Below are 26,001 nucleotides of genomic sequence, written 5' to 3'. Positions count from 1 at the left end.
TCACTTGCCTATGTGCCATGATCTATAAAGCAAAAACCCGAAGCATAGCCCCGGGTCTTTAAACAGCCAAGCAAATTTTAGTTTAGAGGCAGTAGTAAGCGGCCAAAGCAGCCACTGGTGCGGCTGATGGTTTACCATGTTGCCAGTCGCCGCCGTCCACACCACTGCCCGCTATATCAATATGACAATAAGGCAGTGGATGTTCTGCATTTAATCCATGTTGATCCAAACCAGCAGCAGCCACTAAAAACGCCATTGGGAACTGGTGGCCACGAGGAGTTACCGAAGAAGCAGCATTATTGCAGCTTAATAAATCATCGGCAGAAGTGCGGCCTTTGATAAAGCTGAAGTCTTCACGACGACTGCGGGATATTTCGCTTGGGTCTGCCCATAAATCACCAATCATCGCTAAATCGGCGGACAAAGCTATACGACGGGCGGCACCGTTTTCCACCAAAGCAGTATAAGGGCCAACAGCACGTGCAGCATGGCCTGTTAAAGTCGCAATCGAATACAAGGTCGGATTGACCGCAGTTTTGGCGTCTTCACGTAAATGCGATAGTAAGTCGGCCAGTACCAGACGGCCTTCAGCGTCCGTATTACCGATACGTACCCGCATACCAGCATGGCTGGTAATAATTTCATCCGGCACAAAAGCATCTGCACCTATGCTGTTACGTACAGCGCCAATTTCAGCAATAATTTTTAACCCTTTAGGCTTCAGCAAAGCTACAGTTTTCAGAAAACCAGCCACAGCAGCAGCACCACCTTTGTCACGGCTCATACCTGCCATGCCGCCGCCGATTTTTAAGTCGGCACCACCAGTGTCATACACCAGACCTTTGCCGGCAAATAACAGGGTTTGTTCGATTTCGCCTTCGCCCTGATATTCCAACCGGATCACTGCTGGTTTATGGCGGTCCACCTGCAAAGAGCAACGGGCTACGGCCATCAGCAATGGATAGTCTTTTTGCAACACGTCGACTTTGGTTTCTACCGAAACCTGAACATCAGTACCCGCAAAAGCTTCCACACAATAATCGGCAAAACGACGCGGAGCCATACGTTCAGGCTCAGTACCACATAAGTCACGGGCGACACGCTTCCCGGCTTCCACAGCACTCATATAACTGGCTTGCTGTTCCGATACTCCAATCACACCAATCTGGATAACAGGTTCAAGCACTGCTTCACCACGGGCTTCACGGCCCTCTAAAGGCTGCCATAAGGCCTGACAAGCACCTAAATAGGCCACTTCAGCTGCATATTGATAAGCATCAGAGTCTGGCGCTATCACATATAAAGCAGGAGATTTAGCACCTGCAGCTTTAGCCTGAGCAATCCCCTGCTTCGCTGCATCATAAAAGCTACGGACATCATCATAATCCCTGTCCAGCGGGCCTGTAGGCGAAAGCACCAGACGTTGGCCCGGCGCTTTTCCTGACAGTAACAGTACAGTTTCTTTACCAATTCGACTGTCGATCGCTGCAGCAGCGTCGATTTCAGACTGTAATTCAGTCACCGCAGTAAAACCGGCTGCAACAATAATCAGTGCATCCCATTGGGTGTCATTCAGTGCAGCCTGAACAGAAGAGATAGCAACAGCGACAGGATAAGACATAAAGATGACCTCAGGAAAAAAATGAGCTGCATTATTGAATAGGTTGGGCTTTGAGGCAATAGAGCGAAATGAGGAGAGGTACAGGGCTTGTAGCTAAAAACTGACAAGCCAGCTAAAGCTGGCTTGACGGACATTTAACAGATGAACATATACTGCATCAGATAATTTTATTCTGCTGCCATTCCTGCTCTTTTTTCATCCGCTCTTTGCGTTTTTCACAAGGCGTATCGCAATCACAGGCCTTTTCTATACCTAAAGCACCTAAACCACCACAGCTGCCTGCTATGGTTTTACGTTGCACCATATAGCCGATAGCCATAGCAGCAACTACAACTATCAGGATGACAAAAGTAAAAATAAAAACTTCCATAGCAACCTCATCAAACTTAGAAGTTCTGAACAAACAGTCTGCCTGCTTGCCCGTTACAGGCCGCTATTGTAACAAGTTTCGGCCACATACCCTAAGTAAAAACAAATAGCAGACAAATAAAAATGGGGTCCCAGGGACCCCATTCTCAATTTGCTTTGGCTTAACCGCCGAAGTCATCCAACAGTATGTTGTCGTCTTCTACGCCTAAGTCTTTGAGCATGTTGATCACCGCTTTGTTCATCATCGGTGGACCACACATATAGAACTCACAGTCTTCCGGAGCTTTGTGGTTTTTCAGGTAGTTTTCAAACAATACGTTGTGAATAAAACCTGTGTAACCAGTCCAGTTATCTTCCGGCTGCGGATCAGACAGCGCTGTATGCCAGACAAAGTTTTCATTTTCGGCAGCCAGCATGTCGAAGTCTTCAACATAAAACATTTCACGCTTAGAACGGGCACCGTACCAGAAGCTCATCTTACGTTTGGATTTCAGACGACGTAACTGGTCAAAAATGTGCGAACGCATTGGGGCCATACCAGCACCACCACCTACGAATACCATTTCTGCTTCAGTTTGTTTCGCGAAGAATTCACCAAATGGACCAGAAATCGTTACTTTATCGCCAGCTTTTAAGCTCCAGATGTACGAAGACATTTTACCGCAAGGTAAGCTCAGGTTATTTGGCGGCGGAGACGCGATCCGCACGTTTAACATGATAATGCCTTCTTCTTCCGGATAGTTCGCCATAGAGTAAGCTCGAATAGTTTCTTCGTCTACTTTGGACTCCAACGTAAAGAACTTAAAGCGTTCCCAGTCACCGCGGTATTCAGCCGGAATATCAAAATCAGCATACTTCACATGGTGCGCAGGGGCTTCAATCTGAATGTAACCACCAGCACGGAAAGGTACTGATTCGCCGTCAGGAATAGCCAGCTTCAATTCTTTGATAAAGGTTGCTTTGTTATCGTTAGAGATAACAGTACATTCCCATTTTTTAATACCAAAGATTTCTGGTTCAACTTCAATTTCCATGTCAGTTTTTACACTGACCTGACAAGCTAAACGACAACCTTCACGACGATCACCTTTAGTCAGATGGCCCATTTCCACAGGTAAAACGTCGCCGCCACCTGCATGAACATGAACACGACACTGACCGCAAGAACCACCGCCACCACAAGCTGACGACAGGAAAATGCCTCTGTCAGCTAAAGCGTTCAGTAATTTGCCGCCGGCTTTTGTCTGAATAGCTAACTTAGGGTCGCCATTCACTCCAATGGTAATGTCACCTGAAGACACCAGTTTGGCTTTAGCAGCTAAAATCATAACAACTAAGGCTACAACCAGCAGGGTGAACATCCCAACGCCAAGATATATCTCTTGCATTGTTCTTTCCTTTTACAGCAATTGCTTACAGTGAAACGCCTGAGAAGGACATAAAGCCCAAGCCCATTAAACCAACCATGATAAAACGTGAACCTAAACCACGCACGCCTGCTGGCATGTCGGCATATTTCAGTTTTTCACTGACGGCGGCCATTAATGTGATAGCCAGAGTCCAGCCAACACCACTACCTAAACCAAAGACTACGCTTTCACCGAAGTTATAGTCGCGCTCAACCATAAAGGCTACAGCACCAAAAATCGCGCAGTTTACGGTGATCAAAGGTAAGAAAATACCTAAGGCGTTGTACAAAGCAGGTACGTACTTGTCTAAGAACATTTCTACGATTTGTACCAAAGCCGCGATCACACCAATGTAGGTGATAAAGCCAAGGAAACTTAAATCTGTATCAGGAAAACCAGCCCAGGCTAAAGCTCCAGGAGCTAACAGGTTATGGAAAACCAGGTTGTTCACAGGCACAGATAAACCCAAAACGAAAGTGACAGCAATACCTAAGCTGAACGCCGTTTTGACTTGTTTAGACACTGCAATAAAAGTACACATACCGAGGAAAAAGGCCAAAGCCAGGTTCTCGATAAAGACAGCACGGACAAATAAACTAATGTAATGTTCCATCGATAGCCCCTTATGCCTTCTCAACTTGTTCTGGACGGAAAGCACGCAGTATCCAGATCAACAAGCCAATAATGATAAACGCACTAGGTGCAATCAACATCATACCCATAGGCTGATACCAGCCGCCGGCACTGACTAAAGGCAGAATTTCCACACCAAATAAAGTACCAGAACCAAAGAGTTCACGGATAAAGGCAACAATCAGCAACAGCACCGAGTAACCCAGACCATTACCAATACCGTCCAGGAAACTCATACCAGGACCTGTTTTCATCGCATAAGCTTCAGCACGGCCCATCACGATACAGTTGGTGATAATCAAGCCTACGAATACCGACAGCTCTTTCGCCACATTATAAGCAAAAGCTTTTAACACCTGATCCACCACAATAACCAGGGACGCAATAATAGTCATCTGAACTATGATACGAACGCTGGAAGGTATATGGTTACGGATCAAGGAGATAAACAGGTTAGAGAATGCAGTTACCACAGTAAGTGCAATACCCATAACCAAGGCTTTTTCCATTTTGGTTGTTACTGCCAAAGCAGAACAAATACCCAAAACCTGCAAAGCTATAGGGTTGTTGGCAAATATAGGGCCAAACAGAACGGTTTTAATTTCTTTTGCACTAGCCATTGTTTAATGCTCCGTCACGAACTTTGGTCAGGAAAGGTGCAAAACCTTTGGCTCCTGCCCAGAAATCGAAAGTATTCTGCACACCATTGCTGGTTAAAGTGGCGCCTGACAGACCATCTACTTCATAAGCTGAAGTTGGATTGGCGTTGCCTGGTTTCATCACTTTAATGGCTGGGGCACCAGACTCATCTAACAACTTTTTACCAACGAACTGAGCTGTCCATTTTGGATTCTGCACTTCACCACCTAAACCGGCCGTTTCGCCTTGTTCATAGTAGTTAATACCTTTGATGGTATTACCGTCATTATCCAAAGCTAAAAACGCATGCATAGTTGACCACAAGCCATAACCATGTACCGGTAGCACAATGGCAGACAACTTGCCTGACTCAACGCCTTCGTTATAAGCAAAATACACAGGAGCAACATTGGCACGGCTTTTAATCGAAGCCTTGTCATCAGCACCTTCCAACTTGATGCTGGTTTCTGGTGCTTTCATTGCTCTGCGGTAATCATAGCTTTCAGGAGCCATATCAACGAATTCACCCGTATTCAGATCAACTAAACGCTCCTGAATATGTTTGGTGTATAACTCTTTGATATTGCCTTCACTCAATAAGCCTGTCACTGCCAGAACGTTTTTCTGAGAGTCCAGTAACTTGTTTTCAACTTGTTTTGGCCGCAGCTGAACAGCAGCTGTTGATACCAAAATGGCGCAGACTAAACATAAAGCAATCACCACAAAAAAGGTTTTGCCAATACTATCGTTATTACTAAACATTACGGGCAAGCCTCCGATTGATATTCGCCTGAGCCACCATGTAGTCAAACAATGGGGAGAATAAGTTAGCGAACAAAATAGCTAACATCATGCCTTCAGGGTAAGCAGGGTTGACCACACGGATCATCACCACCATAAAGCCGATCAGGAAACCATAAGCCCATTTTCCAGGATTAGTGAATGACGCTGAGACTGGGTCAGTTGCCATAAAGAACATACCAATAGCAAAACCACCCAGAACAATGTGCCAGTACCAAGGCATAGCAAACATAGCGTTAGTTTCTGAACCAATCATATTGAACATAGTGGCAAATAAAGCAGTACCAGCTAATACACCCAACACAATGCGCCATGAAGCAATACGGAAATAAATTAAGGCTAAACCACCGATCATCAGAGCTAAGAAGGATGTTTCACCGACTGAACCTGGGATAAAACCATAGAAAGCATCCCACCACTGGGCATTAATAGACCAGTCAGACACTTCGCCATTCACTGCTTTAGACAACCAGGTTGCACCTGAATAGCCATCAGCCACTGTCCATACTTTGTCGCCTGAAATCTGTGCAGGGTAAGCAAAGAACAGGAAAGCACGACCAGCTAACGCCGGGTTTAAGAAGTTACGACCTGTACCACCAAAGACTTCTTTTGCTACAACCACACCAAAGGTAATACCTAAAGCGGCTTGCCACAGAGGGATAGAAGCAGGAAGAATTAAGGCAAACAGGATAGAGGTGACAAAGAAGCCTTCGTTCACTTCATGCTTACGCACTGAAGCAAACAATACTTCCCAGAAACCACCGACGATAAATACAGTGGCGTAAATAGGCAGGAACCAAACAGCACCGTACCACATTTTACTGCCCCAGCCAGATTCAGCACTCAGTTCACCACCGAGTAACTGGAACAAAGCCACCTGCCAGGTGTCAGGCGTACCAAAACCAGCCTGCAGCGCGATAACCGCCTGATGACCGATATTGAACATGCCAAAAAACAATGCAGGGAATAACATTAACCAGACAAAAATCATGATACGTTTCAGATCGATACTGTCACGCACATGAGTACCCGCTTTGGTCACAAGACCTGGGGTATACAGAACTGTAGCTACGGCTTCGTATAAAGCGTACCACTTCTCGTACTTACCGCCTTTCTCGAACTGCGGCTCAATACTTTCTAAAAAATGCTTTAAACCCATTTTTAGCCTTCCTTCTGGATCGTCGTCAGGCACTCACGCAATGCTACGCCATAGTCATATTTACCAGGGCAAACAAAGGTACATAATGCCAAATCTTCTTCATCCAGCTCTAAACAACCTAAAGAGACTGCACCATCTGAATCACCAACCAACAGGTCACGTAATAGCAGAGTAGGCAGAATATCCAGTGGCATCACACGTTCATAGTTTCCAATAGGAACCATAGCCCGAGATGAACCATTGGTAGTAGTGGTCATGTTAAACAGACGCTTTGGATTTAAATGCGATAAATAAGCACGGGTGACTGAGAATTTTTCAGAACCAGGCATAACCCAGCCTAAAAACTCTTTGTCGTAGCCTTCAGCCAACACAGACACCTGATTGTGGAAACGGCCTAAATAACCGTGAACACCAGTGGCTGCCGCACCTGCTAATACAGAACCGGAAATAATACGGTTCTGACCTTCCTGCAGCTCACCTGCGGTCAGTTCAGCCAGAGATGCACCAGCAATAGTTTTCAGCAAACGTGGATTTTTCACTACAGGACCGGCTAAAGAGATCACACGTTCAGCATTCAGTTGACCTGAAGTGAACAGTGCGCCTATAGCAATGACGTCCTGATAGTTAATATGCCACACCACTTTTTTGATGCTGACTGGATCAAGGTAGTGAATATGAGTGCCTGGTAAACCAGCAGGGTGTGGACCGTCGAACTCTTCAACCTGCACTGCAGGAACTGAAGGAATTGAGGCACCCGCTTTTTTACACAAATAGACTTTATCAGACAAACGGGATAACACTGTTAAACCATTGCTGAAGTCAGCACTACGCTGCGCTATCACTACTGTCGGATCAGCAGCTAATGGATTGGTATCCATAGCAGTGACGAAAATAGCTCGTGGCGTGCTGTCAACAGCTGGTGAAGTGCTGAATGGTCTGGTGCGTAAAGCAGTCCACAAACCTGAACCTGTTAAGTTCTTCTTCACTTGTTCAACAGTTAACGAAGCAAGTTCTGCAGCGGTAAAGGAATCAAAAGTAACAGAATCGTCACCTTCAGCTTCAATCACAACAGACTGCAACACACGCTTAGCACCGCGGTTGATTTCTTTGACTGTACCGGCAACAGACGCCGTGAAAAACACGCCAAGATTCTTTTTATCTTCAAAAAGAGCCTGACCTTTTTTCACACGGTCCCCAACCTCTACCAGCATTGTAGGACGCATACCGACGTACTCTTCGCCTAGTACAGCAACGTGTTTGATGGCCGGGCCATCATGTATGTCTTGTTTGGGACTGCCCGAGAGGGGAATGTCCAATCCTTTTTTGATTTTTATCATACGTACTTGCACTTTTTAACGGGAAGAAACAGGGCCTGGTTTAATCGGCTGCTCGCCGCGCGTAGCATCCGGGACCTCAACAGCCTAACCTCTGTTGCAGGTGGCGGACACTCGTACCAAAGTCGCGGATTCTAGCACTAAACATAAGTGCTATCTATGTTAATCAACAAAATTATCCGGCATTTCAGCCGACTGAAGCTCAGTGTAGCCAAGTTTTTTAACTTTGCCTTTTGCCGCAGCTTCAATGCTTTCAAATTCAGTTAATTTGGCCAAAAACCAAAGAATGATTAAAAAAAAGCCGCATGAAGCGGCTTTTCAAAGTTACTGCACCAGATTTTTCAGTGGCAATAAGGCCGGCACATCGGCGTCGTAATCGACATGGTTGTAACCAAAACCAAACAAGCGCAGGAATTCATTGTGATAGCCTTTGTAATCGGTCAGCTCATCAATGTTTTCTGTCGTCACCTGTCCCCATAAGTCTTTTACCGCAGACTGAATATGATCAGACAATTCTTTGCCATCCATACGCAAACGACCGCCTTCATCTAAAGTACGGCTGTTGTTGTAAAGAGCTTGCTGGAACAAACCATAAATCTGTTCGATACAGCCTTCATGCGTACCTTCAGCTTTCATCACCCGGTACAACAAAGAGATATACAGCGGCATAATAGGAATAGCGGAACTGGCTTGAGTCACTAAAGCTTTTAAGGAAGCCACATAAGCGTGACCAGCAACCGAATCCAGTTTTTGCGTGATCGCAGTAGCAGCACGGTCTAAATCTTCTTTCGCTTTGCCGATAGTGGCTTTGCCATAGATAGGCCAGGTCAGCTCTTTACCAATGTAGGTGTAAGCAACGGTTTGACAACCCTCAGCTAAAACACCTGCAGCATGCAGCTGATCCAACCAGCGTTCCCAGTCTTCCCCCCCCATGACTTTGACGGTATTGAAGATTTCTTCATCAGATGCAGGTTCAACAGAAACACTTTCAATTTCACGTTTACTGGTGTTTAACGTCTTGGCGGTATAAGCCTGAGCAATAGGCTTTAAAACTGAGCTGTACACTTCGCCTGTTACCGGGTCTTTGCGACGTGGAGCAGCCAGGCTGTAAACCACTAAATCAATTTTGCCCATTTCACTGCGGATTAAATCAATAGCCTGAGACTTTAGCTCGTCAGTAAAAGCATCACCATTCAGGTGCTTGTTCCACAAGCCCTCAGCTGCTGCAGCCTGTTCAAAAGCTACAGTGTTGTACCAACCGGCTGAAGCTGTTTTTCCTTCGGTAGGTTCTTTTTCAAAAAAAATCCCTAAGGTTTTAGCGCCAGAAGCAAAAGCTGATGTAATACGGGAGGCCAGGCCATAACCTGTTGAAGCGCCAATAACTAATACATTTTTTGGACCGCCGGCCACAGGGCCTTTGGCTTTGACATAATCAATTTGTTCTTGCACATGAGCCGCACAACCGACTGGATGGGCGTTAGTGCAGATAAAACCACGAATTTTAGGTTGGATAACCATAACAAAACCTATTGTTGGTTGAAAATTGTCAGCTAGTTTAAGCCGTTAGCTTAAAAAACAGGTCTGATCAGCAAAAATAGCAGCATTGAGCATTCAAAAACAAGAACTTAGTCACATCTGCAGCTGGATGAAAAACACAAAATAAAATAAAGCAGCGGATAAAGTCAAAGCGTCTTACGACGCTTTGACTAAGTAGGGTCTCAGGACTCCGGCAAGGCAGTTTTTTCTTTTTTACTGCCACCAAAACATTTAGGCGAAGCCGGTGGTTTTTCGGCGTAATACTCGTACCATTCGCCAGGCGTATAGGTATGCAAGGCTAAAGCATGAATTTTTTCGGCTAACTCCTCGGCCACTATGGCATTGACTGCTCTGTGGCGGTTTAACAATCTCATGCCATCAAAGGCATTTGTTACTATCACGACTTTGAAATGTGATTCAGAACCCGGTGCCACACTGTGCATATGGCTTTCATTGACCACGTCAAGGAACACAGGATCAAATGCGCTCAATAACTTCTGTTCTATTGCGGTATGAACCAACATAGCTGAACCCCTTTATTGCTCCCTCACCTCTACTCTAGTTAAGGCAATGCGCCTTGTCAGCCCGATTTTTTGCGAAAGTGAAGGAAAATCCGCTAAGCGACTGCTGCCATAGAGAAAATATAATTAAGTTGTTTTTTGCTTGATTTCACGGAAAGTCAGGTTTACGCGACCTTGTGTTGCCGCAGCCATTTTAGGAACTCTGTGTTGCCAATACTGCTGACATTGACCAGTCATCAACAATAAAGAACCATGCCCCAACTCAAGCTTAAGCAGTGTACCTAAGTTCTTGTGTTTTAAATCGAAAAATCGCTGCTGCCCCAAGCTTAACGACGCAATGTGTGGATTTTCACCCAGCTCCGGTTCGTCATCACTATGCCAGCCCATATGTTGCTGTCCATCAGCGTACCAGTTCAGCAATACCGAATTAAAGCGCGTCTGACACAGCTGATTTACCCTGTCTGTTAATTGCTTTACCAGCGGATGCCAGGGTTCAGGCTCAAATAATACGCCTGAATATTTGTAACTGCAGTGCGGATCGCCCATCCATACCTGCAGCCTTGGAATAAGCACGGCTTTGCCAAAGATTTTTATCGCTGGCTGCTGCCAGTTTAATTGCTGCACCAATTGCTGATAACAGCGCTCTGCCTGCTCTGGCGAGAGCCACTTCGGCCAAAATAACAACTCTGCTTGCGGTAATACAAAGTGTTGCAACGATCCATGGTTGTCGCTCTGGTGTGCTCGTGTCAAAATACAACCTTCTCTTCTTTAAGTTGAATGGCATGAATACTATTTTTACCGTCGCTGACAAGCAACTGCAGCTGGACAGATTACCACTGGGGCAAAGTAATCGCAGCTTACAAGCCTGGGATGCAGCCGATGAGTTGCTGTTGCAACAAGCGCTGCCTTTGATCAATGAACGCGCCGGCTTAAAGGTATTAGTGATGCACGATTTGTTTGGCGCTTTGTCCTGTGCTTTAGGTAACTACCCACACAGTCAGCAAAACGATTCAGTACTAAGCCAGCAAGCAACTGTTCATAACAGACAACAAAACGGCTTGTCTGCCGATGCCGTCAGCTTTCTGGACAGTGTTACGGCTTTACCAGCCGATTTGGATCTGGTGCTGTTAAAAGTACCCAACAACCATGGTTATCTGCGTTTTATGTTGCAGCAATTGAGTCAGGTGGTTCGGCCTGACACCATCATTATCGCTGCAGCCAAAGCCAAAGATATTCATAAAAACTTATTGGCTATTTTTGAGCAGGAATTAGGCGCAACTCAGGCTTCTCTGGCACAGAAAAAATGCCGAACTATCCATTGTAAGCCTCGCGGTGAAGCCCGTGCTTTTACTTACCCTATTCAATGGGAATTACCTGATTATCAGTTAACACTGGTGAACCATGCCAATGTGTTTGCCAAAGAGCAACTGGACATAGGCGCGCGTTTCCTGCTGGAACATTTACCTGTGCTTGATGCAGGCGCTTTAGTGGCTGATTTAGGCTGCGGCAACGGTGTGCTTGGCATTGCTTTGTTAAAACAACAGCCTGAAGCCAAAGTAATATTTACTGATGACTCTTATATGGCTGTGGCATCTTCCAAAGCCTCTGTCGAAGCGAATGTACCTGAACTAATAGCTCAGGCCGAGTTCAGAACAGACGACTGTTTAGCCACTCAGGCCGATCAGAGCCTGGACTATGTGATCTGTAATCCGCCTTTTCATCAACAGCAGGCTGTAACAGAACATATTGCATGGCAGATGTTTAATGACGCAAAGCGTTGTTTGAAAGCCGGTGGCAAACTACGTATCGTGGCCAACAGACATTTGCCTTATTACGAAAAAATGACAGTACTGCTGGGCGGTTGCCGCCATATTGCCAGCAATAATAAATTTGTGATCCTCGAATCAACCAAAAGGAAATAACTATGGCTTCTCTTATGCGTCCGGTTTTATTAGCTTTCAGTCTGGCTTTAGCCGCCTGTAGCAGCACTTCGTCTTCTTTTTTAGTCACACCTCAAGTGTTCTGGAATCAAAGCAAAGCACTGTCTGGTGCCGAATTTGTATTAACAGTGGTGGATCAGCGCCCTTCTGATCAAACCTTGTTTTTACGCAAAGGCACTGCTGTCACCAGCATGCCGACCAGCAATAACCTGGCTCAACAGCTCGAATCTACATTAACAGACGCGATGACGGCTCAAGGCGCTAAATTAACGTCCAGCAGCGTTACCACCATGACCATTCAAATTCTGAAACTGTCCGCTGATGCAGACCAACGTACAGTAGAGCACGTGGTGAAAAACGATGTGGAACTGCGTATCGCTATTCAAAACCACAATGGCTCTTTTGATAAAGTCTATGCAGGCAAAAGTAGCTTCTCTGGCCCATTTAAATTAGACAACGCTGCGGCCGAAGTGAAGTTACGTGTATTAACTGAACAAGTGCTGGCTGAATTGCTGAACGACAGCAGTTGGCATTCTTACGTGAAGGGCTAAGCTATGCGCCTGGTTACTTTCACTTTGCTTGCGCTGTTTTCTGTATCTGCTTTGGCTGCAGTTGATATGAAAAAACCAACTGGCAAATATGTGCAGCAAGATAATTTGTTCCCTAAAGTAAAGCTGGTCACTTCAGTGGGCGATATCACTGTTGAGCTGGACAGAACCAGAGCCCCTTTGGCGGTGAATAACTTTCTGAGCTACGTCAATATCAAAGCCTATGACAATACGGTATTCCACCGTCTTGAGCCTGAGTTTGTTGTACAGGGCGGCGGTTATAAACCTGATCTGGCGCCCATAGACGAATTTCCGGCTGTATTTAATGAGTCAGGTAATGGCGCAAAAAATCAGTTGGGCAGTATAGCCATGGCTCGTAACAACGATCCACACAGTGCGACCAGTCAGTTCTTTTTTAACCTCAATGACAATACCAGTTTAGATCCTGGCAGAAACTGGGGTTACACAGTCTTTGGTCAAATCCAGGATGGCTTTGAAGTGCTTGAAAAAATAAAGCTGCTGGAAACCCATACCGATGAAAAAACAGGCTGGCAAAATGTGCCTAAACAGCCCATCATTTTAAAACAAGTGATTTTACAGCCAGAACAATAAAGCCCGACTATACTTGCCCTGAGCGCACAGAGCTGGCGTGGTGCCAGCTCTGACAGGGATCAGACCTATGTTAGAGCCCTTTATTGAACAAAAATCACGACAGTTGATTTTTTACCTTTCCCGTTTCCTGCGTGGCCGTCTGCCGCACAGAGAACTGCATTTATTTGTCTGGGATACGCTGGAAGAATGGTCACAGCTTCGTGTCAGAAGCTGGCGGCCTGAAACTTTGCGTGAACAGGTGTTCTGGCATTTGCTGTACCAGATTGAATACTGGTCGGAGCCAGAACTGAAACAAAACCTCAGAGTACGGCGCGAATTACAGTATTGTTTGAGCTTTTTACATGGCTACGGCCAACTGCCTTACTATTGTGTCGGGGTAAGGCCTTGATCTAATTTATTGAAGCTGTAAGCTGGTTTCATCTTTTTTTGCTCGGACTGCTGTCTTGTCTGCCATCGCTACGTTTTTCTCCTCTTTGCAACTCTATTGCCAACGCCGGGTATTAACCATCTTTATTTTGGGTTTCTCCGGTGGTCTGCCGTTAATGCTGGTGTTTGGAGTGTTGTCTTTCTGGCTCAGAGAGGCCGGAGTATCCCGTGAACAAATAGGTTACTTCAGCTGGGTGATTATGGTCTATGCGATCAAATTTATCTGGTCTCCTTTGATAGACCACTTAAGTTTACCAGGCCTGAAACGCTGGCTGGGACGTCGGCGCAGCTGGCTGATTTTGTCGCAAAGTCTAATCATTCTGGCCGTACTTTTAATGGCCAGTATGGACCCACAAACAGAGCTGAAATGGATGGCATTGTGTGCTGTGTTACTGGCCATAGCCTCGGCTACACAGGACATCACTATAGATGCCTATCGGATTGAAGCGGCACCAGAGCGTTTACAGGCGGTACTGGCAGCTGCTTATCTGGCTGGTTATCGGCTGGCGATGATTTTCTCGTCTGCTGGTACTTTATGGATAGCCGCTTTATTCAGCAGTTCTGAAACAGGTTATGATCTGAATGCCTGGCAATCTACATATCTGGTGATGGCTGGTTGTATGGCTTTAGGTTTATTGACGACCCTGCTCTCTCCTGAACCTGTTGTTGAACCACAAATCCATATCCAGACAACAAAGAGCTCTGTCAGCCAAAAATTACTGAACTGGCTCAAGGTGGCCGTAGTCGGTCCTTTTGTCGACTTCTTTGCCCGCCATGGTCTGAATGCCTTATTGATCTTAAGTTTAATCGCCTGTTATCGCGTATCAGACGTGGTGATGGGGGTAATGGCTAATGTGTTTTATGTCGATATGGGATTCAGCAAAGAAGAAGTAGCCAGCGTGTCGAAAATATTTGGTGTGCTGATGACCTTGCTTGGAGCAGCTTTGGGTGGCTTGCTGATCAACAGCTTTGGTATTTTACGAATATTGTTAGTGGGTGCGCTGCTCAGTGCATGTACCAATTTGCTTTATTGTTACCTGAGTACCCAAGGGCACAACATTCCACTGTTAGTCGCGGTGATCTCTGCTGATAATTTAAGCGCTGGTATAGCGACCAGTGCTTTTATTGCTTACCTCTCCTCTTTGGTAAACCTGGCCTTTACTGCAACACAATATGCTTTGTTTAGTTCCCTGATGTTGTTATTACCTAAGTTCCTCGGCGGCTTTTCTGGCGGCTGGGTAGAAGTGATGGACTATCAGGCCTTTTTTATCATGACAGCACTGATGGGATTACCCGCCATAGTGCTTTGTTTGATACTGATAAAAAAAACGCCGCATTAATGCGGCGTTTTTTTTCAGATGAAAGCGGATTAGGCTTCAATCAGAACTTGCTTTAACCCATCCATAGGATCTATGGCCAGGGCCTGGCAATAACGAACATATTCAACAACATCGAGACGACGTTCCTGATTCTCCACTTTACCGATAAAAGAATGCGGAGTGCCTAAAATTTCAGACAAACTACGCATGGTATGGCCTTTTTCCTGACGCTGACGCTTCAGCCATACACACAATCTTTTATTTTCATCTGAAATAACGCTTTTAGTACCTTTCATTTGTTGTTCTCCCGGCGTGCGAACGCCTTCTGTTTACGACTTAAACTTCCTGCCAAAAAAAATCCAAAAGCTTATGAGAATGTCCCAATAAGCAAAAAAAGCATTTCATTAAACCATAGGTTGTTCAGAGCGTATAGTTGCATGGTTGAAAAAGTAGCCACTTATCTCTGATTTTTGTCGATTAATCGTTCCAGTTAAATAAAGGGAACAAAGGGTTTTGCATAAGGCATAGCAACCAATGCAAACGACTATCAGCTATGTTTCCACAACAGGTCTGACTGGCAGCTGAATGAAGTTTTGTAAGGAGTGAAAATTAAAAAGGCCTCTGCACTGCAGAAGCCTCTTTCTAAGTCGCACTGACTTGAATGGACTAAACGGAGAAACTGGATCCGCAACCACAGGTTGTAGTTGCATTGGGGTTTTGCACAATAAAACGGCTACCTTGCAGACCATCAGTGTAATCCACCACGCCACCTGCCAGATACTGCAGACTCATTGGGTCTACCACCATAATCACGCCATTTTTTTCGACAACCAGATCACCTTCGTTTACTTTTTCATCAAAAGTAAAACCGTACTGGAAGCCTGAACAACCACCCCCTGTAATGTAAACCCGCAGTTTTAACTCAGGGTTTTCCTCTTCGGTGACTAGGGCCAATACTTTATTGGCGGCGGCGTCGGTAAACTGAATAGGAAGCTGTAACTCTGACATATGTCCTCCGGTATAACTGGGCGCGGATTATCTAATACCTGACTAATTTATTCAAGTATTTCGCCGGGCTGTTCAGCAGGCCAGAAAAAGCTCTTATCGACCTTAGCTGACTTGGCCGAACGGGCTGCGGCAACCTTGAGTGCCACATCCACTTTTTCTGGTTTAAAGCCTTCTGGCAAAGAAAACTCACCTTCGATGATCTGAAAATATTTAAAGCTAAAAGCTTTGTCACTTTTGCTGAATCCGGCCAATTGCAACAAATCGATACTGTCTCGTTTATCGCCGCTAAACCCATGTAATTTTAAATCGACTGTACCCTTGGCAAAATTACGTTGTTTATCCTGCTGAATAAGCACCAGATTAAATCTGTACTTAGTGGCAGAAGCGCCAGGACTGATGCTGAAGCTGTCAATAATCAGGCTATCGGCCTGTAATTCAGGGGAAATAATACGCTGGTAAAAAGCCAGTTCTTTACGGGTATCGAACAATTTTTGCTGTTCGGCTTTTAGTTCTTGCTGGATCAACTGCCCGGCACTTTTCTCTACCGCAAGTTCAGCCGTTAAATAGTCATTTTGTTTTAACTGTTCATTCATACTCGCTGTCAGACTGTTGGTTTTTTTCTGACTTTCTTCCAGTTTGGACGACAGCACATTCACTTGTTTCACATAATAATAATTGCCAAACAACTGTCCGGCCAAAGCAGCAAGCCCCATCAGACCTGCGGTTACCAATACTTGTCTCCAACTGCCTTTGAGCCAGAGCATAAACTGCATACGATTCATCAACCTACTCAAATAGTTATGTTACACTTTGCCTATCGCGGACTCAGACACTATAGCATGTTACTACCAGCGGACTGGCAAGCAAAATTACGACTTCGATTGGCTTTCCCTCTTACGTCAGTACAACTCTGCCTACTGGCTATAGTGGCAGGTTTTTTAGCTGCATTAATTATTCTGCTGTTCCGTCTGACTATTATCGGCATCCAAAGTTTCTTTTTAGAACGCACAGATGACTTTTCAGGTATAGCTGAAGGTTATCGTTGGGCTTTGCCTTTTATTGCTGCCATTCTGATCAGTATTATGGCTATGCTGGTGGGGCTTTCTCACTATCGTATGGGTATAGCCTATGTGATCCACCGTATAAAAACCCGCTATGGGGTGATGCCATTCTGGAATACCTTTAACCAGTTTTTTGGTGGCATTATCGCCCTGACCAGTGGTTTCTCTGTTGGACGTGAAGGTCCTTCGGTGCATTTAGGTGCTTTTGGTGCCGGTTTGCTTGGACAATATTTCCACCTGCCTTATAACAGTATTCGTATTCTGGCCGGCTGTGGCATAGCAGCGGCAATCTCAGCTTCTTTTAACACGCCTTTAGCTGCAGTAATTTTTGTGATGGAAGTGGTACTGCGGGAATACCGAATTCATGTCTTTGTGCCTGTGATGCTGGCATCAGTAGTGGGCGCTTTGTTGACCCGTGGTGTGTTTGGTATGGGCAATGATTTGGCGGCATTAAAGATTGTGTCTATCAGTGGCTGGCATCTGCCTTATCTGGTGCTTTGCGGTATCGCCATAGGCGCTGCAGCTTATGTGTTTAATCAAAGCATCTGGCGTATTTTAAAATGGTTTCAGAAATGGCATTTAGCGCTGAAGTTATTACTCGCTGCAGCTATTACAGCAGCTGTGGGTCATCTGGTTCCTCAGGCCATGGGCGCTGAAACAGGGGCCATATTTTATGCTGTGACTGCATCCACCGAATTTTGGTTATTGCTGACTATTTTGCTGGCGAAATTTCTTTTGACCATAGTCGCAGTAGGTCTGGCTGTACCAGGCGGTGTGATAGGTCCGGTTTTTGGTATAGGCATTCTGGCTGGTACTTTACTGGCCTTTTTACCTGTGTTTGTATCGGGCGATGCCAGCTTATCCGGCACTTATGCCACTTTAGGTATGGCGGGTTTTATGGCGGCCACTTTACATGCGCCTTTGGCCGCTTTAGTCGCTGTGATGGAGCTGTCTTACAACCCGGATATTATAGTGCCCGCCATGCTGGTGATTACCTGTGCTTATGTCACCACAGTGCAGCTGTTTAAAAACAAATCCATTTTTGTGCTGCAGTTAGAACTGCAACAACTGCCTTATAAACTGGCACCAGCCGACGATGTGCTGCAAAAGGTTGGTGTGCTGGCGATGCTGGATAAAGACTATTTGCTGATCACAGCCGCAGAGCAGCAACAGATTGAGCAAAAACTGACGGAAAAAGAAGCTCACCAGCTATTGATCCAATACACTGGTAATCCAGAACAGCCTTTCCTGCTGATCGATTATGATCTGGACGCATCCATGACAGGTCAGTCGACTTTATTACATCTGCCAATACAGGGGTTAAGTCATCAGGCGACTATGGCTGAAGTCCATACCCTTCTGGACGAACAAAAAGGTGGGGTGGTGTATATTTTCGACCCACAACAACCCCAACAACTGCTGGGTCTGATCCGCTGGGAACAGGTCCGCGCCCTTTTAACTAAACAGAATAATTTGATCTGATGAATACACTACTTGTCATTAAAGCCTTGCATGTCAGTTTTATGGTGGCCTGGTTTGCCGGAATTTTTTATCTGCCGCGGCTTTTTGTGTATCACGCCGAAACCAAAGACCCAGCCGTCGATGCGCAGTTTAAGGTGATGGAAAGGCGATTACTGTATTTTGTCACACCTTTTGCGGTGCTGACGCTGGTGTTTGGGCTATGGCTGATCCATCTGTATGGTGCAGCCTGGTTTGCAGCAAGTAGCTGGCTGCATTACAAACTCATATTGGTGATTTTGCTTTATATCTATCATGGTTACTGTTTTAAGCTGTTAAGCGATTTTAAACAGGGCAAAAACAGCAAAAGCAGCAGGTTTTACCGCTTCTTTAATGAGTTCCCGGTACTGTTGCTTTTTGCCATTATTTTTCTGGCGATTTTGAAGCCGCTCTAGGCTGATTTTAAGCGGCTTATTTGCTATGATACGCGCCGACTTTCAGCCAGTTTCGGCGCCCCCGCAACCTCTAGCAGATGAGCACCCAGTATGAGCTTTAAAGGCGAACATATCCTCTCCGTCAAACAGTTTGACCGCGACAAAATTCAGCAGGTTTTTGATATTGCCCGCAGCATGGAACCTTATGCCAAACGCCAGAAGCGCACTACAGTGCTGGAAGGTGCGATTTTAGGGAATCTGTTTTTTGAACCCAGCACCAGAACCCGTGTCAGCTTTGGCTGCGCTTTTAATTTATTGGGTGGCGAAGTTCGCGAAACTACAGGTATGCAGTCCTCAGCTTTATCCAAAGGCGAGTCTTTGTTTGATACAGCCCGGGTGATCAGCAGTTACAGTGATGTCATCGCCATGCGTCATCCACAAGCCGGTTCAGTGGCAGAATTTGCCGAGGGCAGCCGGGTGCCTGTACTCAATGGTGGTGACGGTGCCAATGAACACCCAACTCAGGCTTTACTGGATTTATTCACCATTGAAAAAGAACTGGCTGCGTCTCAGCAACCTATAGATGGTATGCATATCGCCATGATTGGTGATTTAAAGTTTGGCCGTACCGTTCATTCGCTATCAAAGTTACTGGCGCTGTATAAAAATATTCAGTTCACTTTGATAGCGCCGAACGAACTGGCAATGCCGGATGATATTGTTTCCCTGATCGAAAATGCTGGTCACAGAGTGACAGTGACGGATCAATTGGCCGGTAACTTAAGCGCTGATATTGTCTATCAAACCCGTATTCAGGAAGAGCGTTTTCCGTCTCAGGAAGAAGCGAATAAATACCGTGGTAAATTTCGCTTAAATCAGGATATTTATACCAAGCACTGTAAATCCAACACCGTGATTATGCATCCGCTGCCACGGGATTCCCGTATCGAAGCCAATGAGTTGGACAACGACTTAAACCTGAACCCTCATCTGGCGATTTTCCGTCAGGCAGATAACGGCGTTTTAGTACGTATGGCCTTGTTTGCTCTGACCTTAGGTGTGGATCAACTGGTTAGTAAATACGAACGTGAAGTGCCCTGGTACAGTAATAAGTAAGCTACAACAAAATTATCTTTAAGTCGGGCTTTGTGCCCGACCTTCTTTTAAAGGTTTCGTTTTAAGGATCTTCTATGTCCAAGTCAGAGCAGTTATTTCAGCAAGCCCAAAAAACTATTCCTGGTGGTGTAAATTCACCAGTTCGTGCTTTTAAAAGCGTCGGCGGCACACCGGTTTTTATCGACAGCGCCAATGGTGCCTATTTATATGATGTCGATGGCAAAAAATATATCGATTACATAGGCTCCTGGGGCCCCATGTTGCTGGGTCACAACCACCCTGCTATCCGCGAAGCTGTGATTAAAGCTGCTGAAAAAGGCTTAAGTTTTGGTGCACCTTGCCCTGCTGAAATAACCATGGCGGAAACCATTTGCGAATTAGTGCCCAGCATGGAAATGGTTCGTATGGTCAGCTCAGGCACAGAAGCCACTATGAGCGCTATTCGCTTAGCCCGTGGTTTTACCGGTCGCAACAGCATTTTAAAATTCGAAGGTTGTTACCACGGTCATGCCGACTCTTTATTGGTCAAAGCCGGTTCTGGCGCTTTAACTTTGGGTGTACCGAATTCACCTGGCGTACCAGCTGATTTTGCTAAATACACTCTGACGGCAGAGTTTAATAACTTAGAGCAGGTGAAACAGATTTTTGCCGAACAAGGTGCTGATCTGGCTTGTATTATTGTCGAACCAGTTGCAGGCAATATGAACTGTATTCCGCCTGCCCCAGGCTTTTTAGCAGGTTTACGTGCCCTTTGTGACCAGTACGGTGCTGTGCTGATTTTTGATGAAGTGATGACAGGCTTCCGGGTTGCTTTAGGGGGCGCTCAGGCTTATTACAACATCAAACCTGACCTGACCACTTTAGGTAAAATTATAGGTGGTGGTATGCCGGTTGGCGCTTTTGGTGGCCGTCGCGACATTATGCAGCACATCGCACCTTTAGGTGGTGTCTATCAGGCGGGCACTTTATCAGGTAACCCTATAGCTATGGCTGCTGGTTTAGCTGCACTGACAGAAATCCGTAAGCCTGGTGTTTATGATGTACTCACAGCCAAAACCACGCAGTTGATTGAAGGTTTAGCAGCAGCGGCTAAGGAAGTGGGCATTCCACTTGCGACCACTCAGGTCGGTGGTATGTTTGGGGTATTTTTCAGCAATGAAGCGCAAATCACCAACTATCAGCAAGCCACTCAGTGTGATATCGCTGCCTTTAAGCGTTTTTTCCATCTGATGTTGGACCAGGGCGTTTATCTGGCCCCTTCAGCTTATGAGGCGGGTTTCTTGTCTGTCGCTCATACAGATGACGATCTGGCCTACACCATAGCTGCAGCCAAAAAAGCTTTTATCCAACTGAAGGCTTAAAGTCTTCGCTATCACAAATCAGGCTCAGGATGCAGCCAGACAATGTCTGTGTCCTGAACCCTGAATTGCTCTGTAAACAAAGCGCCCTTCCCTGCTATCAAGGCATGAGCCGCTTCTGACAGCGGCCATTGTTGCTGCTGTTTAGTATTCCAGTCGTAATAATTTAACTCTGATCCCTTGTCAGATAACCAATACAAACCGGTTTCAGTGCTGGCCCATGCCTCTGCTGGCGTTGTCCGCCAGTTGATTTGCACTGGCAGTGTCATAAGCTGTCCTTGTTGCCATTGTTTCAGATAAGATGAATCCTGCTGCTGCACAACCAGGCTTTGATCCGGTCCGCACTGCACATTCACTATATCCGTCAACAGTTGACTCACCTTAGCTTGCTCTAGCTGATGTAATGCCCAGCCTTTCTGACCATAGGACGTCCAGTACAAAGCGTCATTGCAGACGACAAAACGTTCACTGCCTGGCAATATTTCGGTCAAAGGCAACAACTCATCTTGCGCTGATGAATACTCAAAGAGTTGTCTATCAATCAATAGCACCAATTTGCCGCCAAACCATAACAGCTGCTGAATCGCCAACTGTGTTTTAAAATGGCTGATTTGCTGTGTGTTTTGCCCGTCCGAACGCCACAGTTGGGGTAAACCTGAGCGGTCTGATACAAAGAAATACTGGTCCTGTAGCACCAGTAATAAAGATTCGGATCTATTACTTTCCACAAAAGGCAGAGCCACTATATGACTGCTTTGCTCCTGCCATTGCAACTGACGTAAATCCGTCACAGCTTGCGCAGGATAAACTGCCAGTAAAGACTGTTTCCATACAGAACTATCGGCCAGATTGAAGGTCATTTCACCAAAGACCCTGCTGTTGCCTGTACGCAGCGACAACACCTGAAGCTGGTGAGCAGACTTATTCACCAACAAGTCATGCTCCCCCCACCAGGTTAATTGATTCGCCGAGAAGTCAAAGTCCGCAATAAGTTTCCAGTCCGAATCTGTCAAATCAAGTTCGATCAGCGAAGAACGACTGTAACCTAACTGAGCTAAGGCATAAGCGGTTTTATCTCTGACAATCAAATGGCTGACACCGCGCCACCAGGCTGGAAACTGCATCAACAAGCGTTGCGAGCTGTCCTGCTGCCACAGCCAGAGTTGGCTTTGTCCGGTAGCCGGATCTAAATCCAGCCAATAGAGGCCATCGGCCGTTATGGCTTGCCCTGCGGCGATAAACTGATGGCAGGAAAACAACGGAGTAGCGGCCGAAAACTGGGGTTTAACAGTTTTACGCCAGAACACACAATCCTGTTGCTGCTGAGCGCGGAATATAATCTGATTTGCCTTGTCCCAATGAGGCTGAGAAAGCTGCTGAAAAGTTTGCTCATCACGGCGGGATTGCATCGAAGGTAATTGTTGCGCCACCCAGCGCCAATTGGATTCATTGGGCAACTGATGTTGAAATAGCAATAAAGACTGATCACTGGATAATAATGGCGTTTGCTCTTTACCGTCCAAAGCGCTGACAGGCGTGACTTGCAAGTAACGGGGTAAGGTTGCTTTTTCGTTCATTTTAATGACCAGCAAAGCAAAACTCAGACTAAAAAGTAACAAGACTAAGGTACTGAACCAGATATAGCGAATACGTTTTAGTTTACTCTTTTTACCACTGTGCCAGCTGTCTATGGCGTGTTGAGTGCTAAGCAAATCCAGAGGAGCCGCCGTGTCTGGTTCTGCAGTATGACTGACTGGAGGCAAATCAACCGCTGCCACAGGAGCCAGCCAGCAGTAGCCTTTTTTCGACAAGGTTGCGATATAAGTCGGTTCCACTCTGCTGTCTTGTAAAGCACGCCTTAGTGCAGCTATGGCTCGGGTTAACGACTCATCCGATCCAAGCCCTTCTCCCCAGACTCCGGACAGAATTTGCTCGCGACTGACCACCAAATCTTTATGATCGAGGAAAAAATTAAGCAGCTTATGCAACCGGGGTTCCAATGTCAGCACCTCCGGATCAGCGGACGCTGACAGAGGCTGTAATTGACCAATGGTACGCAGATACCGCCATTGACCAAAGGTCAGGTAGTCTGCTGTATGTTGCATAAGGATCCGCCTACATAAACAAGTAGGCGGATTATAACCAATTCAGGCGAAAAGTAGAGCGGGAGTTATGCGGCTTTGCGAACTGTTTCTGTTTGCAGTTGTTGTGGCAGCACCTGGTCTGTCACTTCAACATCACGGCAGAATGGCCAGTTCATGCAATAAGCAATATATTGTTTCACCTCTGTTGTTTGCTCAGAAATTTCCACATCACGGCAAAATGGCCAATTCATGCAAGCAGCTATTGTATCTGGTGCCACACTAACAGGCGCAGGGTTAGCGCCAGAAACTAAAGAAGTTGAAGCAATTAAAGCAGCGGCAGCGATAAATTTAATCAGTTTCATAATAGAGTTCCAATGTTGAGTGGTTGAATTTGACCACTGAAGTATCGGTTCCATTAAAAAACATAAACTGATGAAATGATTATAAATTAATGATTAATTTGTGGTTTTTAACTCAAATTTGGCAATATCCAAATCCTGACTTTCACCTATCACCATATAAATATATTGGCCATCATGGCTTAAAGAGAATCTGGACGAATATAAATCAGAAACAAGATCTAAAGGGTATATTGCTTTCTCTTTATAGGAGTAAAAAAATAACTGACTTTGTTGCTTATCATTAACGGCTGAAAAATAAATGCCGTTTTCGCGAAGTACAAAAGTAGAAGACTCAGCAAACATCAAATCTTGAGTGTTTGCGTTTAAAAGCACCTCCCCTTCACCGCTGAACAGAATGTAATCGCCTGTCAAGGCAAGTCTTTTTAACTGGTGATCACTACCTTTACTTTGAACAAATAAATCCACACCATTCAGATAAACCTCAGTTTGGCTCTCCTTATCCAACTGATAAGACATAACCTGCCAGTTGCCTTTATTATTCACCGTATAAAACACGTTATTGGTTTGCTGACCCCAGCTTAAATTTTTAACCACTTCACCTTTTGCACTGATTTTTTTAGACTTGCCTGCTAAATTAAATAGCCAGACCTCCTGATCAATCAGCACCAACAACTGCTTGCCGTCTCCTGAAAATTCCATATCAGAAATCACCACAGAACTTTCAAACTGACTAATCATCTCTTGTCTGCCATTCGGATAAAATAACCAGATTTGCGGCAAACCAGTTCGCATAGAAACAGCTGCTGTGGGTCCGTCTACAGCAGGGTTAGCCTCGACCAGGCGTTCGCTGCGATTGGACTTAAATACTATTTCTTCTGAGGCTGTTGGGTTCGTTATAGGATTATTAAATTTTTTAATATAATAATTGCCATAACGCCCTATCGAGCCATAAAACTCACCGTCGCCTCCTAAAGCAATTTCATAAGCATGATTATTGGTTAAGGCCACAGTCTGTTGTTCAGCTGTATTGATATTCACACTTTCAATATTCCATTTACGGGCAGGGTAATAAATAAACTCATCGTTATGACTCCAAGCCAAATCTCCCGGATAACTATGCTTTAGATGCAGCAACAACGAAGTTTCTCTGCTATTTAAATCCATAATCCAAATTTGCACTGAGTTGCTGGCCACATCCCGCAAAAAGGCTATTTTATCGCCACCATGCGAGTAACGGGCAGTAAAGTCTCCTATGCCAGAGTTGCTGGGTAAAACCAGTTGCGTTTTAGTACCTGAAGCTATATCTAATGAAAAAATGCTCATACGCTGGGCGTTGTTTTCATTGCTACCGAATAATAAAGACCTGCCATCAGGAGCCCAAGAGATGCGAGTAGAAGTACCATCGAGGCCACATGAAGTGAGCAATTTATCTTCCACAACAGACTGAGCAGAGTCTTCGGCAAAACTCAATAAGCGAATTTCACAAAGTTCTCTGTATTTGATTCGCTGATAGGCAATAGCTTTGCCATCTGGCCGAAAACTGGCACCAAAGTCGTGGGAATCACTATCTGTTAATTGTTGAGTCTGATGCGTCTGCAAATTTTGCAGCATCAGTACATTAGAGTGATTTTTATCTTTCTGATAACTATAAACCAGAAAGTTTTTATCATTTGAAATAGCAGGATAATACTCAAACCCATCCAGCGAAGACACCGGGCTCCAGTTCACAAAAGGGGCTTGCTCTTCCACAGCTGAGCTGGAAGGCCAGAAGATCCAACTGGCTAACAGGCCTAACAGCAATGTAGATACAGTGAGAGCTGCCCACCAGATGCGGTTGACTTTGCGTTCCGCTGCACTTTGAGGTTCATCTTGACCATCGGAAGCCAGAGCGATTTGTTGCTCCTGCTCAATCACTTTAGCGATAAAGCGGTAGCCGCGCTTTGGAATGGTTTCAATATAACGCGGCGACTTTACGTCATCACCCAACACATCACGCAGAATACTGATCACCCTGGCAACACGGCCATCAGTGACAGAGGTCATTCGCCAGACTTCTCTCAGTAATTCTTCCTTACTGATCAAACGGCCTGAGTTCAGTAGGAAAAAGTTTAATACGCTTTGGCACAAATGATCGAGATCAGCCACTTCACTGACTTCCATTCTGTCATTTAGCTTTGCCAGCTTATCCAGCTGCGGCAAATACCACCACTCTTCTACTTTTAACTGCTTCTCTGGCCTGAACGACATAAGTCA

At 45.5% G+C, this 26,001-nt stretch carries 26 protein-coding genes; 9 read left to right on the top strand and 17 right to left on the bottom strand.

The features are described from left to right. Window positions 1-82: 82 nt before the first annotated feature. The 11 genes from P3C17_RS02565 to P3C17_RS02515 form a co-directional block, all read right to left on the bottom strand. The gene (locus P3C17_RS02565; protein WP_300927959.1) at window positions 83-1,621 is read right to left on the bottom strand and encodes a leucyl aminopeptidase family protein; all 1,539 of its coding nucleotides are present in this window, start codon (window positions 1,619-1,621) and stop codon (window positions 83-85) included. A 157-nt stretch (window positions 1,622-1,778) separates the two neighbouring features. Then, complete coding sequence (nqrM, locus tag P3C17_RS02560; RefSeq protein WP_233078599.1) at window positions 1,779-1,991, bottom strand: (Na+)-NQR maturation NqrM; 213 nt, start codon at window positions 1,989-1,991, stop codon at window positions 1,779-1,781. Between the two features lie 160 nt (window positions 1,992-2,151). Then, entirely contained in the window at window positions 2,152-3,378 is a 1,227-nt protein-coding gene (gene nqrF / locus P3C17_RS02555) for an NADH:ubiquinone reductase (Na(+)-transporting) subunit F (protein ID WP_300927958.1), read from the bottom strand. A gap of 25 nt (window positions 3,379-3,403) precedes the next feature. After that, window positions 3,404-4,012 carry an NADH:ubiquinone reductase (Na(+)-transporting) subunit E gene (nqrE, locus tag P3C17_RS02550; RefSeq protein WP_008897273.1) on the bottom strand — a complete coding sequence of 203 codons (609 nt, stop codon included), beginning with the start codon at window positions 4,010-4,012 and terminating at the stop codon, window positions 3,404-3,406. A 10-nt stretch (window positions 4,013-4,022) separates the two neighbouring features. After that, window positions 4,023-4,652, bottom strand: coding sequence for an NADH:ubiquinone reductase (Na(+)-transporting) subunit D (locus P3C17_RS02545; RefSeq protein ID WP_008897272.1), 630 nt, complete (start codon window positions 4,650-4,652; stop codon window positions 4,023-4,025). Next, window positions 4,645-5,433: a Na(+)-translocating NADH-quinone reductase subunit C gene (locus tag P3C17_RS02540; RefSeq protein ID WP_300927957.1), complete on the bottom strand. Its 789-nt coding sequence runs from the start codon at window positions 5,431-5,433 to the stop codon at window positions 4,645-4,647. The genes P3C17_RS02545 and P3C17_RS02540 overlap by 8 nt, the downstream gene beginning before the upstream one ends. Further along, window positions 5,426-6,631 (bottom strand): NADH:ubiquinone reductase (Na(+)-transporting) subunit B, encoded by a 1,206-nt coding sequence (locus tag P3C17_RS02535; RefSeq protein WP_300927956.1) that lies wholly within the window; start codon window positions 6,629-6,631, stop codon window positions 5,426-5,428. Before P3C17_RS02535 ends, P3C17_RS02540 begins: the two co-directional genes overlap by 8 nt. 2 nt (window positions 6,632-6,633) lie before the next feature. Continuing rightward, a complete protein-coding gene (locus tag P3C17_RS02530) occupies window positions 6,634-7,968 on the bottom strand; it encodes a Na(+)-translocating NADH-quinone reductase subunit A (RefSeq protein ID WP_300927955.1) in 1,335 nt (444 codons plus the stop codon). Window positions 7,969-8,289: 321 nt separating this feature from the next. Next, window positions 8,290-9,483, bottom strand: coding sequence for an enoyl-ACP reductase FabV (gene fabV, locus P3C17_RS02525; RefSeq protein ID WP_300927954.1), 1,194 nt, complete (start codon window positions 9,481-9,483; stop codon window positions 8,290-8,292). A gap of 200 nt (window positions 9,484-9,683) precedes the next feature. Then, a complete protein-coding gene (locus P3C17_RS02520; protein ID WP_300927953.1) occupies window positions 9,684-10,025 on the bottom strand; it encodes a BolA/IbaG family iron-sulfur metabolism protein in 342 nt (113 codons plus the stop codon). Window positions 10,026-10,148: 123 nt separating this feature from the next. Then, window positions 10,149-10,772, bottom strand: a complete 624-nt coding sequence (locus P3C17_RS02515; RefSeq protein WP_300927952.1) for an alpha-ketoglutarate-dependent dioxygenase AlkB — start codon at window positions 10,770-10,772, stop codon at window positions 10,149-10,151. 32 nt (window positions 10,773-10,804) lie between these two features. Between P3C17_RS02515 and P3C17_RS02510 the strand changes: the two genes are divergently transcribed. From P3C17_RS02510 to P3C17_RS02490, 5 genes are all read left to right on the top strand, one after another. Then, window positions 10,805-11,944, top strand: a complete 1,140-nt coding sequence (locus P3C17_RS02510; protein WP_300927951.1) for a methyltransferase — start codon at window positions 10,805-10,807, stop codon at window positions 11,942-11,944. Window positions 11,945-11,946: 2 nt separating this feature from the next. Continuing rightward, on the top strand, window positions 11,947-12,513 hold the full coding sequence (locus P3C17_RS02505; protein ID WP_300927950.1) for a YajG family lipoprotein: 567 nt from the start codon (window positions 11,947-11,949) through the stop codon (window positions 12,511-12,513). Between the two features lie 3 nt (window positions 12,514-12,516). After that, window positions 12,517-13,122 (top strand): peptidylprolyl isomerase, encoded by a 606-nt coding sequence (locus P3C17_RS02500; RefSeq protein ID WP_300927949.1) that lies wholly within the window; start codon window positions 12,517-12,519, stop codon window positions 13,120-13,122. A gap of 67 nt (window positions 13,123-13,189) precedes the next feature. Then, complete coding sequence (locus tag P3C17_RS02495; RefSeq protein ID WP_233078549.1) at window positions 13,190-13,510, top strand: hypothetical protein; 321 nt, start codon at window positions 13,190-13,192, stop codon at window positions 13,508-13,510. A 55-nt stretch (window positions 13,511-13,565) separates the two neighbouring features. Further along, window positions 13,566-14,888 carry an MFS transporter gene (locus tag P3C17_RS02490; protein WP_300927948.1) on the top strand — a complete coding sequence of 441 codons (1,323 nt, stop codon included), beginning with the start codon at window positions 13,566-13,568 and terminating at the stop codon, window positions 14,886-14,888. Window positions 14,889-14,917: 29 nt separating this feature from the next. On the opposite strand, the gene P3C17_RS02485 is transcribed toward P3C17_RS02490, so the two are convergent. The 3 genes from P3C17_RS02485 to P3C17_RS02475 all read right to left on the bottom strand — a co-directional run bounded on the left by P3C17_RS02485 (window position 14,918) and on the right by P3C17_RS02475 (window position 16,657). Further along, window positions 14,918-15,163 (bottom strand): helix-turn-helix transcriptional regulator, encoded by a 246-nt coding sequence (locus tag P3C17_RS02485; protein WP_008897260.1) that lies wholly within the window; start codon window positions 15,161-15,163, stop codon window positions 14,918-14,920. 370 nt (window positions 15,164-15,533) lie between these two features. Next, window positions 15,534-15,875: an iron-sulfur cluster insertion protein ErpA gene (erpA, locus tag P3C17_RS02480; RefSeq protein WP_008897259.1), complete on the bottom strand. Its 342-nt coding sequence runs from the start codon at window positions 15,873-15,875 to the stop codon at window positions 15,534-15,536. A 47-nt stretch (window positions 15,876-15,922) separates the two neighbouring features. Continuing rightward, the gene (locus tag P3C17_RS02475) at window positions 15,923-16,657 is read right to left on the bottom strand and encodes a DUF6776 family protein (RefSeq protein ID WP_233078542.1); all 735 of its coding nucleotides are present in this window, start codon (window positions 16,655-16,657) and stop codon (window positions 15,923-15,925) included. 57 nt (window positions 16,658-16,714) lie between these two features. Between P3C17_RS02475 and P3C17_RS02470 the strand changes: the two genes are divergently transcribed. The 4 genes from P3C17_RS02470 to hemL all read left to right on the top strand — a co-directional run bounded on the left by P3C17_RS02470 (window position 16,715) and on the right by hemL (window position 21,305). Next, window positions 16,715-18,418: a chloride channel protein gene (locus P3C17_RS02470; protein ID WP_300927947.1), complete on the top strand. Its 1,704-nt coding sequence runs from the start codon at window positions 16,715-16,717 to the stop codon at window positions 18,416-18,418. Next, window positions 18,418-18,849, top strand: coding sequence for a CopD family protein (locus tag P3C17_RS02465; protein ID WP_233078538.1), 432 nt, complete (start codon window positions 18,418-18,420; stop codon window positions 18,847-18,849). The genes P3C17_RS02470 and P3C17_RS02465 overlap by 1 nt, the downstream gene beginning before the upstream one ends. 90 nt (window positions 18,850-18,939) lie before the next feature. After that, window positions 18,940-19,944 (top strand): aspartate carbamoyltransferase, encoded by a 1,005-nt coding sequence (locus tag P3C17_RS02460; RefSeq protein ID WP_300927946.1) that lies wholly within the window; start codon window positions 18,940-18,942, stop codon window positions 19,942-19,944. A gap of 74 nt (window positions 19,945-20,018) precedes the next feature. Beyond that, a complete protein-coding gene (hemL, locus tag P3C17_RS02455; RefSeq protein ID WP_300927945.1) occupies window positions 20,019-21,305 on the top strand; it encodes a glutamate-1-semialdehyde 2,1-aminomutase in 1,287 nt (428 codons plus the stop codon). A gap of 11 nt (window positions 21,306-21,316) precedes the next feature. On the opposite strand, the gene P3C17_RS02450 is transcribed toward hemL, so the two are convergent. The 3 genes from P3C17_RS02450 to P3C17_RS02440 form a co-directional block, all read right to left on the bottom strand. Beyond that, on the bottom strand, window positions 21,317-23,407 hold the full coding sequence (locus tag P3C17_RS02450; protein WP_300927944.1) for a winged helix-turn-helix domain-containing protein: 2,091 nt from the start codon (window positions 23,405-23,407) through the stop codon (window positions 21,317-21,319). 65 nt (window positions 23,408-23,472) lie between these two features. Beyond that, window positions 23,473-23,748 (bottom strand): hypothetical protein, encoded by a 276-nt coding sequence (locus tag P3C17_RS02445; RefSeq protein ID WP_300927943.1) that lies wholly within the window; start codon window positions 23,746-23,748, stop codon window positions 23,473-23,475. A gap of 93 nt (window positions 23,749-23,841) precedes the next feature. Beyond that, window positions 23,842-25,995 (bottom strand): winged helix-turn-helix domain-containing protein, encoded by a 2,154-nt coding sequence (locus P3C17_RS02440; RefSeq protein ID WP_300927942.1) that lies wholly within the window; start codon window positions 25,993-25,995, stop codon window positions 23,842-23,844. Window positions 25,996-26,001 lie beyond the last annotated feature (6 nt).

The sequence above is a fragment of the Rheinheimera sp. 1928-s genome (genome assembly GCF_029269265.1).
Classification (GTDB): Bacteria; Pseudomonadota; Gammaproteobacteria; order Enterobacterales; family Alteromonadaceae; genus Pararheinheimera.
Note: the sequence above shows the minus strand (reverse complement) of the source record. Positions and strands in the feature narration are given on the sequence as shown.

Bases quoted from the DNA above. Each gene is read 5' to 3' on its own strand.
- P3C17_RS02450 (WP_300927944.1), bottom strand. From the start codon at position 23,407: ATGCAACATACAGCAGACTACCTGACCTTTGGTCAATGGCGGTATCTG.
- P3C17_RS02540 (WP_300927957.1), bottom strand. From the start codon at position 5,433: ATGTTTAGTAATAACGATAGTATTGGCAAAACCTTTTTTGTGGTGATT.
- P3C17_RS02475 (WP_233078542.1), bottom strand. From the start codon at position 16,657: ATGAATCGTATGCAGTTTATGCTCTGGCTCAAAGGCAGTTGGAGACAA.
- nqrF (WP_300927958.1), bottom strand. From the start codon at position 3,378: ATGCAAGAGATATATCTTGGCGTTGGGATGTTCACCCTGCTGGTTGTA.
- P3C17_RS02510 (WP_300927951.1), top strand. From the start codon at position 10,805: ATGAATACTATTTTTACCGTCGCTGACAAGCAACTGCAGCTGGACAGA.
- P3C17_RS02530 (WP_300927955.1), bottom strand. From the start codon at position 7,968: ATGATAAAAATCAAAAAAGGATTGGACATTCCCCTCTCGGGCAGTCCC.
- P3C17_RS02445 (WP_300927943.1), bottom strand. From the start codon at position 23,748: ATGAAACTGATTAAATTTATCGCTGCCGCTGCTTTAATTGCTTCAACT.
- P3C17_RS02520 (WP_300927953.1), bottom strand. From the start codon at position 10,025: ATGTTGGTTCATACCGCAATAGAACAGAAGTTATTGAGCGCATTTGAT.
- P3C17_RS02470 (WP_300927947.1), top strand. From the start codon at position 16,715: ATGTTACTACCAGCGGACTGGCAAGCAAAATTACGACTTCGATTGGCT.
- P3C17_RS02465 (WP_233078538.1), top strand. From the start codon at position 18,418: ATGAATACACTACTTGTCATTAAAGCCTTGCATGTCAGTTTTATGGTG.
- P3C17_RS02440 (WP_300927942.1), bottom strand. From the start codon at position 25,995: ATGTCGTTCAGGCCAGAGAAGCAGTTAAAAGTAGAAGAGTGGTGGTAT.
- P3C17_RS02545 (WP_008897272.1), bottom strand. From the start codon at position 4,652: ATGGCTAGTGCAAAAGAAATTAAAACCGTTCTGTTTGGCCCTATATTT.
- P3C17_RS02495 (WP_233078549.1), top strand. From the start codon at position 13,190: ATGTTAGAGCCCTTTATTGAACAAAAATCACGACAGTTGATTTTTTAC.
- P3C17_RS02505 (WP_300927950.1), top strand. From the start codon at position 11,947: ATGGCTTCTCTTATGCGTCCGGTTTTATTAGCTTTCAGTCTGGCTTTA.
- nqrE (WP_008897273.1), bottom strand. From the start codon at position 4,012: ATGGAACATTACATTAGTTTATTTGTCCGTGCTGTCTTTATCGAGAAC.
- nqrM (WP_233078599.1), bottom strand. From the start codon at position 1,991: ATGGAAGTTTTTATTTTTACTTTTGTCATCCTGATAGTTGTAGTTGCT.
- P3C17_RS02535 (WP_300927956.1), bottom strand. From the start codon at position 6,631: ATGGGTTTAAAGCATTTTTTAGAAAGTATTGAGCCGCAGTTCGAGAAA.
- hemL (WP_300927945.1), top strand. From the start codon at position 20,019: ATGTCCAAGTCAGAGCAGTTATTTCAGCAAGCCCAAAAAACTATTCCT.
- P3C17_RS02485 (WP_008897260.1), bottom strand. From the start codon at position 15,163: ATGAAAGGTACTAAAAGCGTTATTTCAGATGAAAATAAAAGATTGTGT.
- P3C17_RS02460 (WP_300927946.1), top strand. From the start codon at position 18,940: ATGAGCTTTAAAGGCGAACATATCCTCTCCGTCAAACAGTTTGACCGC.
- P3C17_RS02500 (WP_300927949.1), top strand. From the start codon at position 12,517: ATGCGCCTGGTTACTTTCACTTTGCTTGCGCTGTTTTCTGTATCTGCT.
- erpA (WP_008897259.1), bottom strand. From the start codon at position 15,875: ATGTCAGAGTTACAGCTTCCTATTCAGTTTACCGACGCCGCCGCCAAT.
- fabV (WP_300927954.1), bottom strand. From the start codon at position 9,483: ATGGTTATCCAACCTAAAATTCGTGGTTTTATCTGCACTAACGCCCAT.
- P3C17_RS02565 (WP_300927959.1), bottom strand. From the start codon at position 1,621: ATGTCTTATCCTGTCGCTGTTGCTATCTCTTCTGTTCAGGCTGCACTG.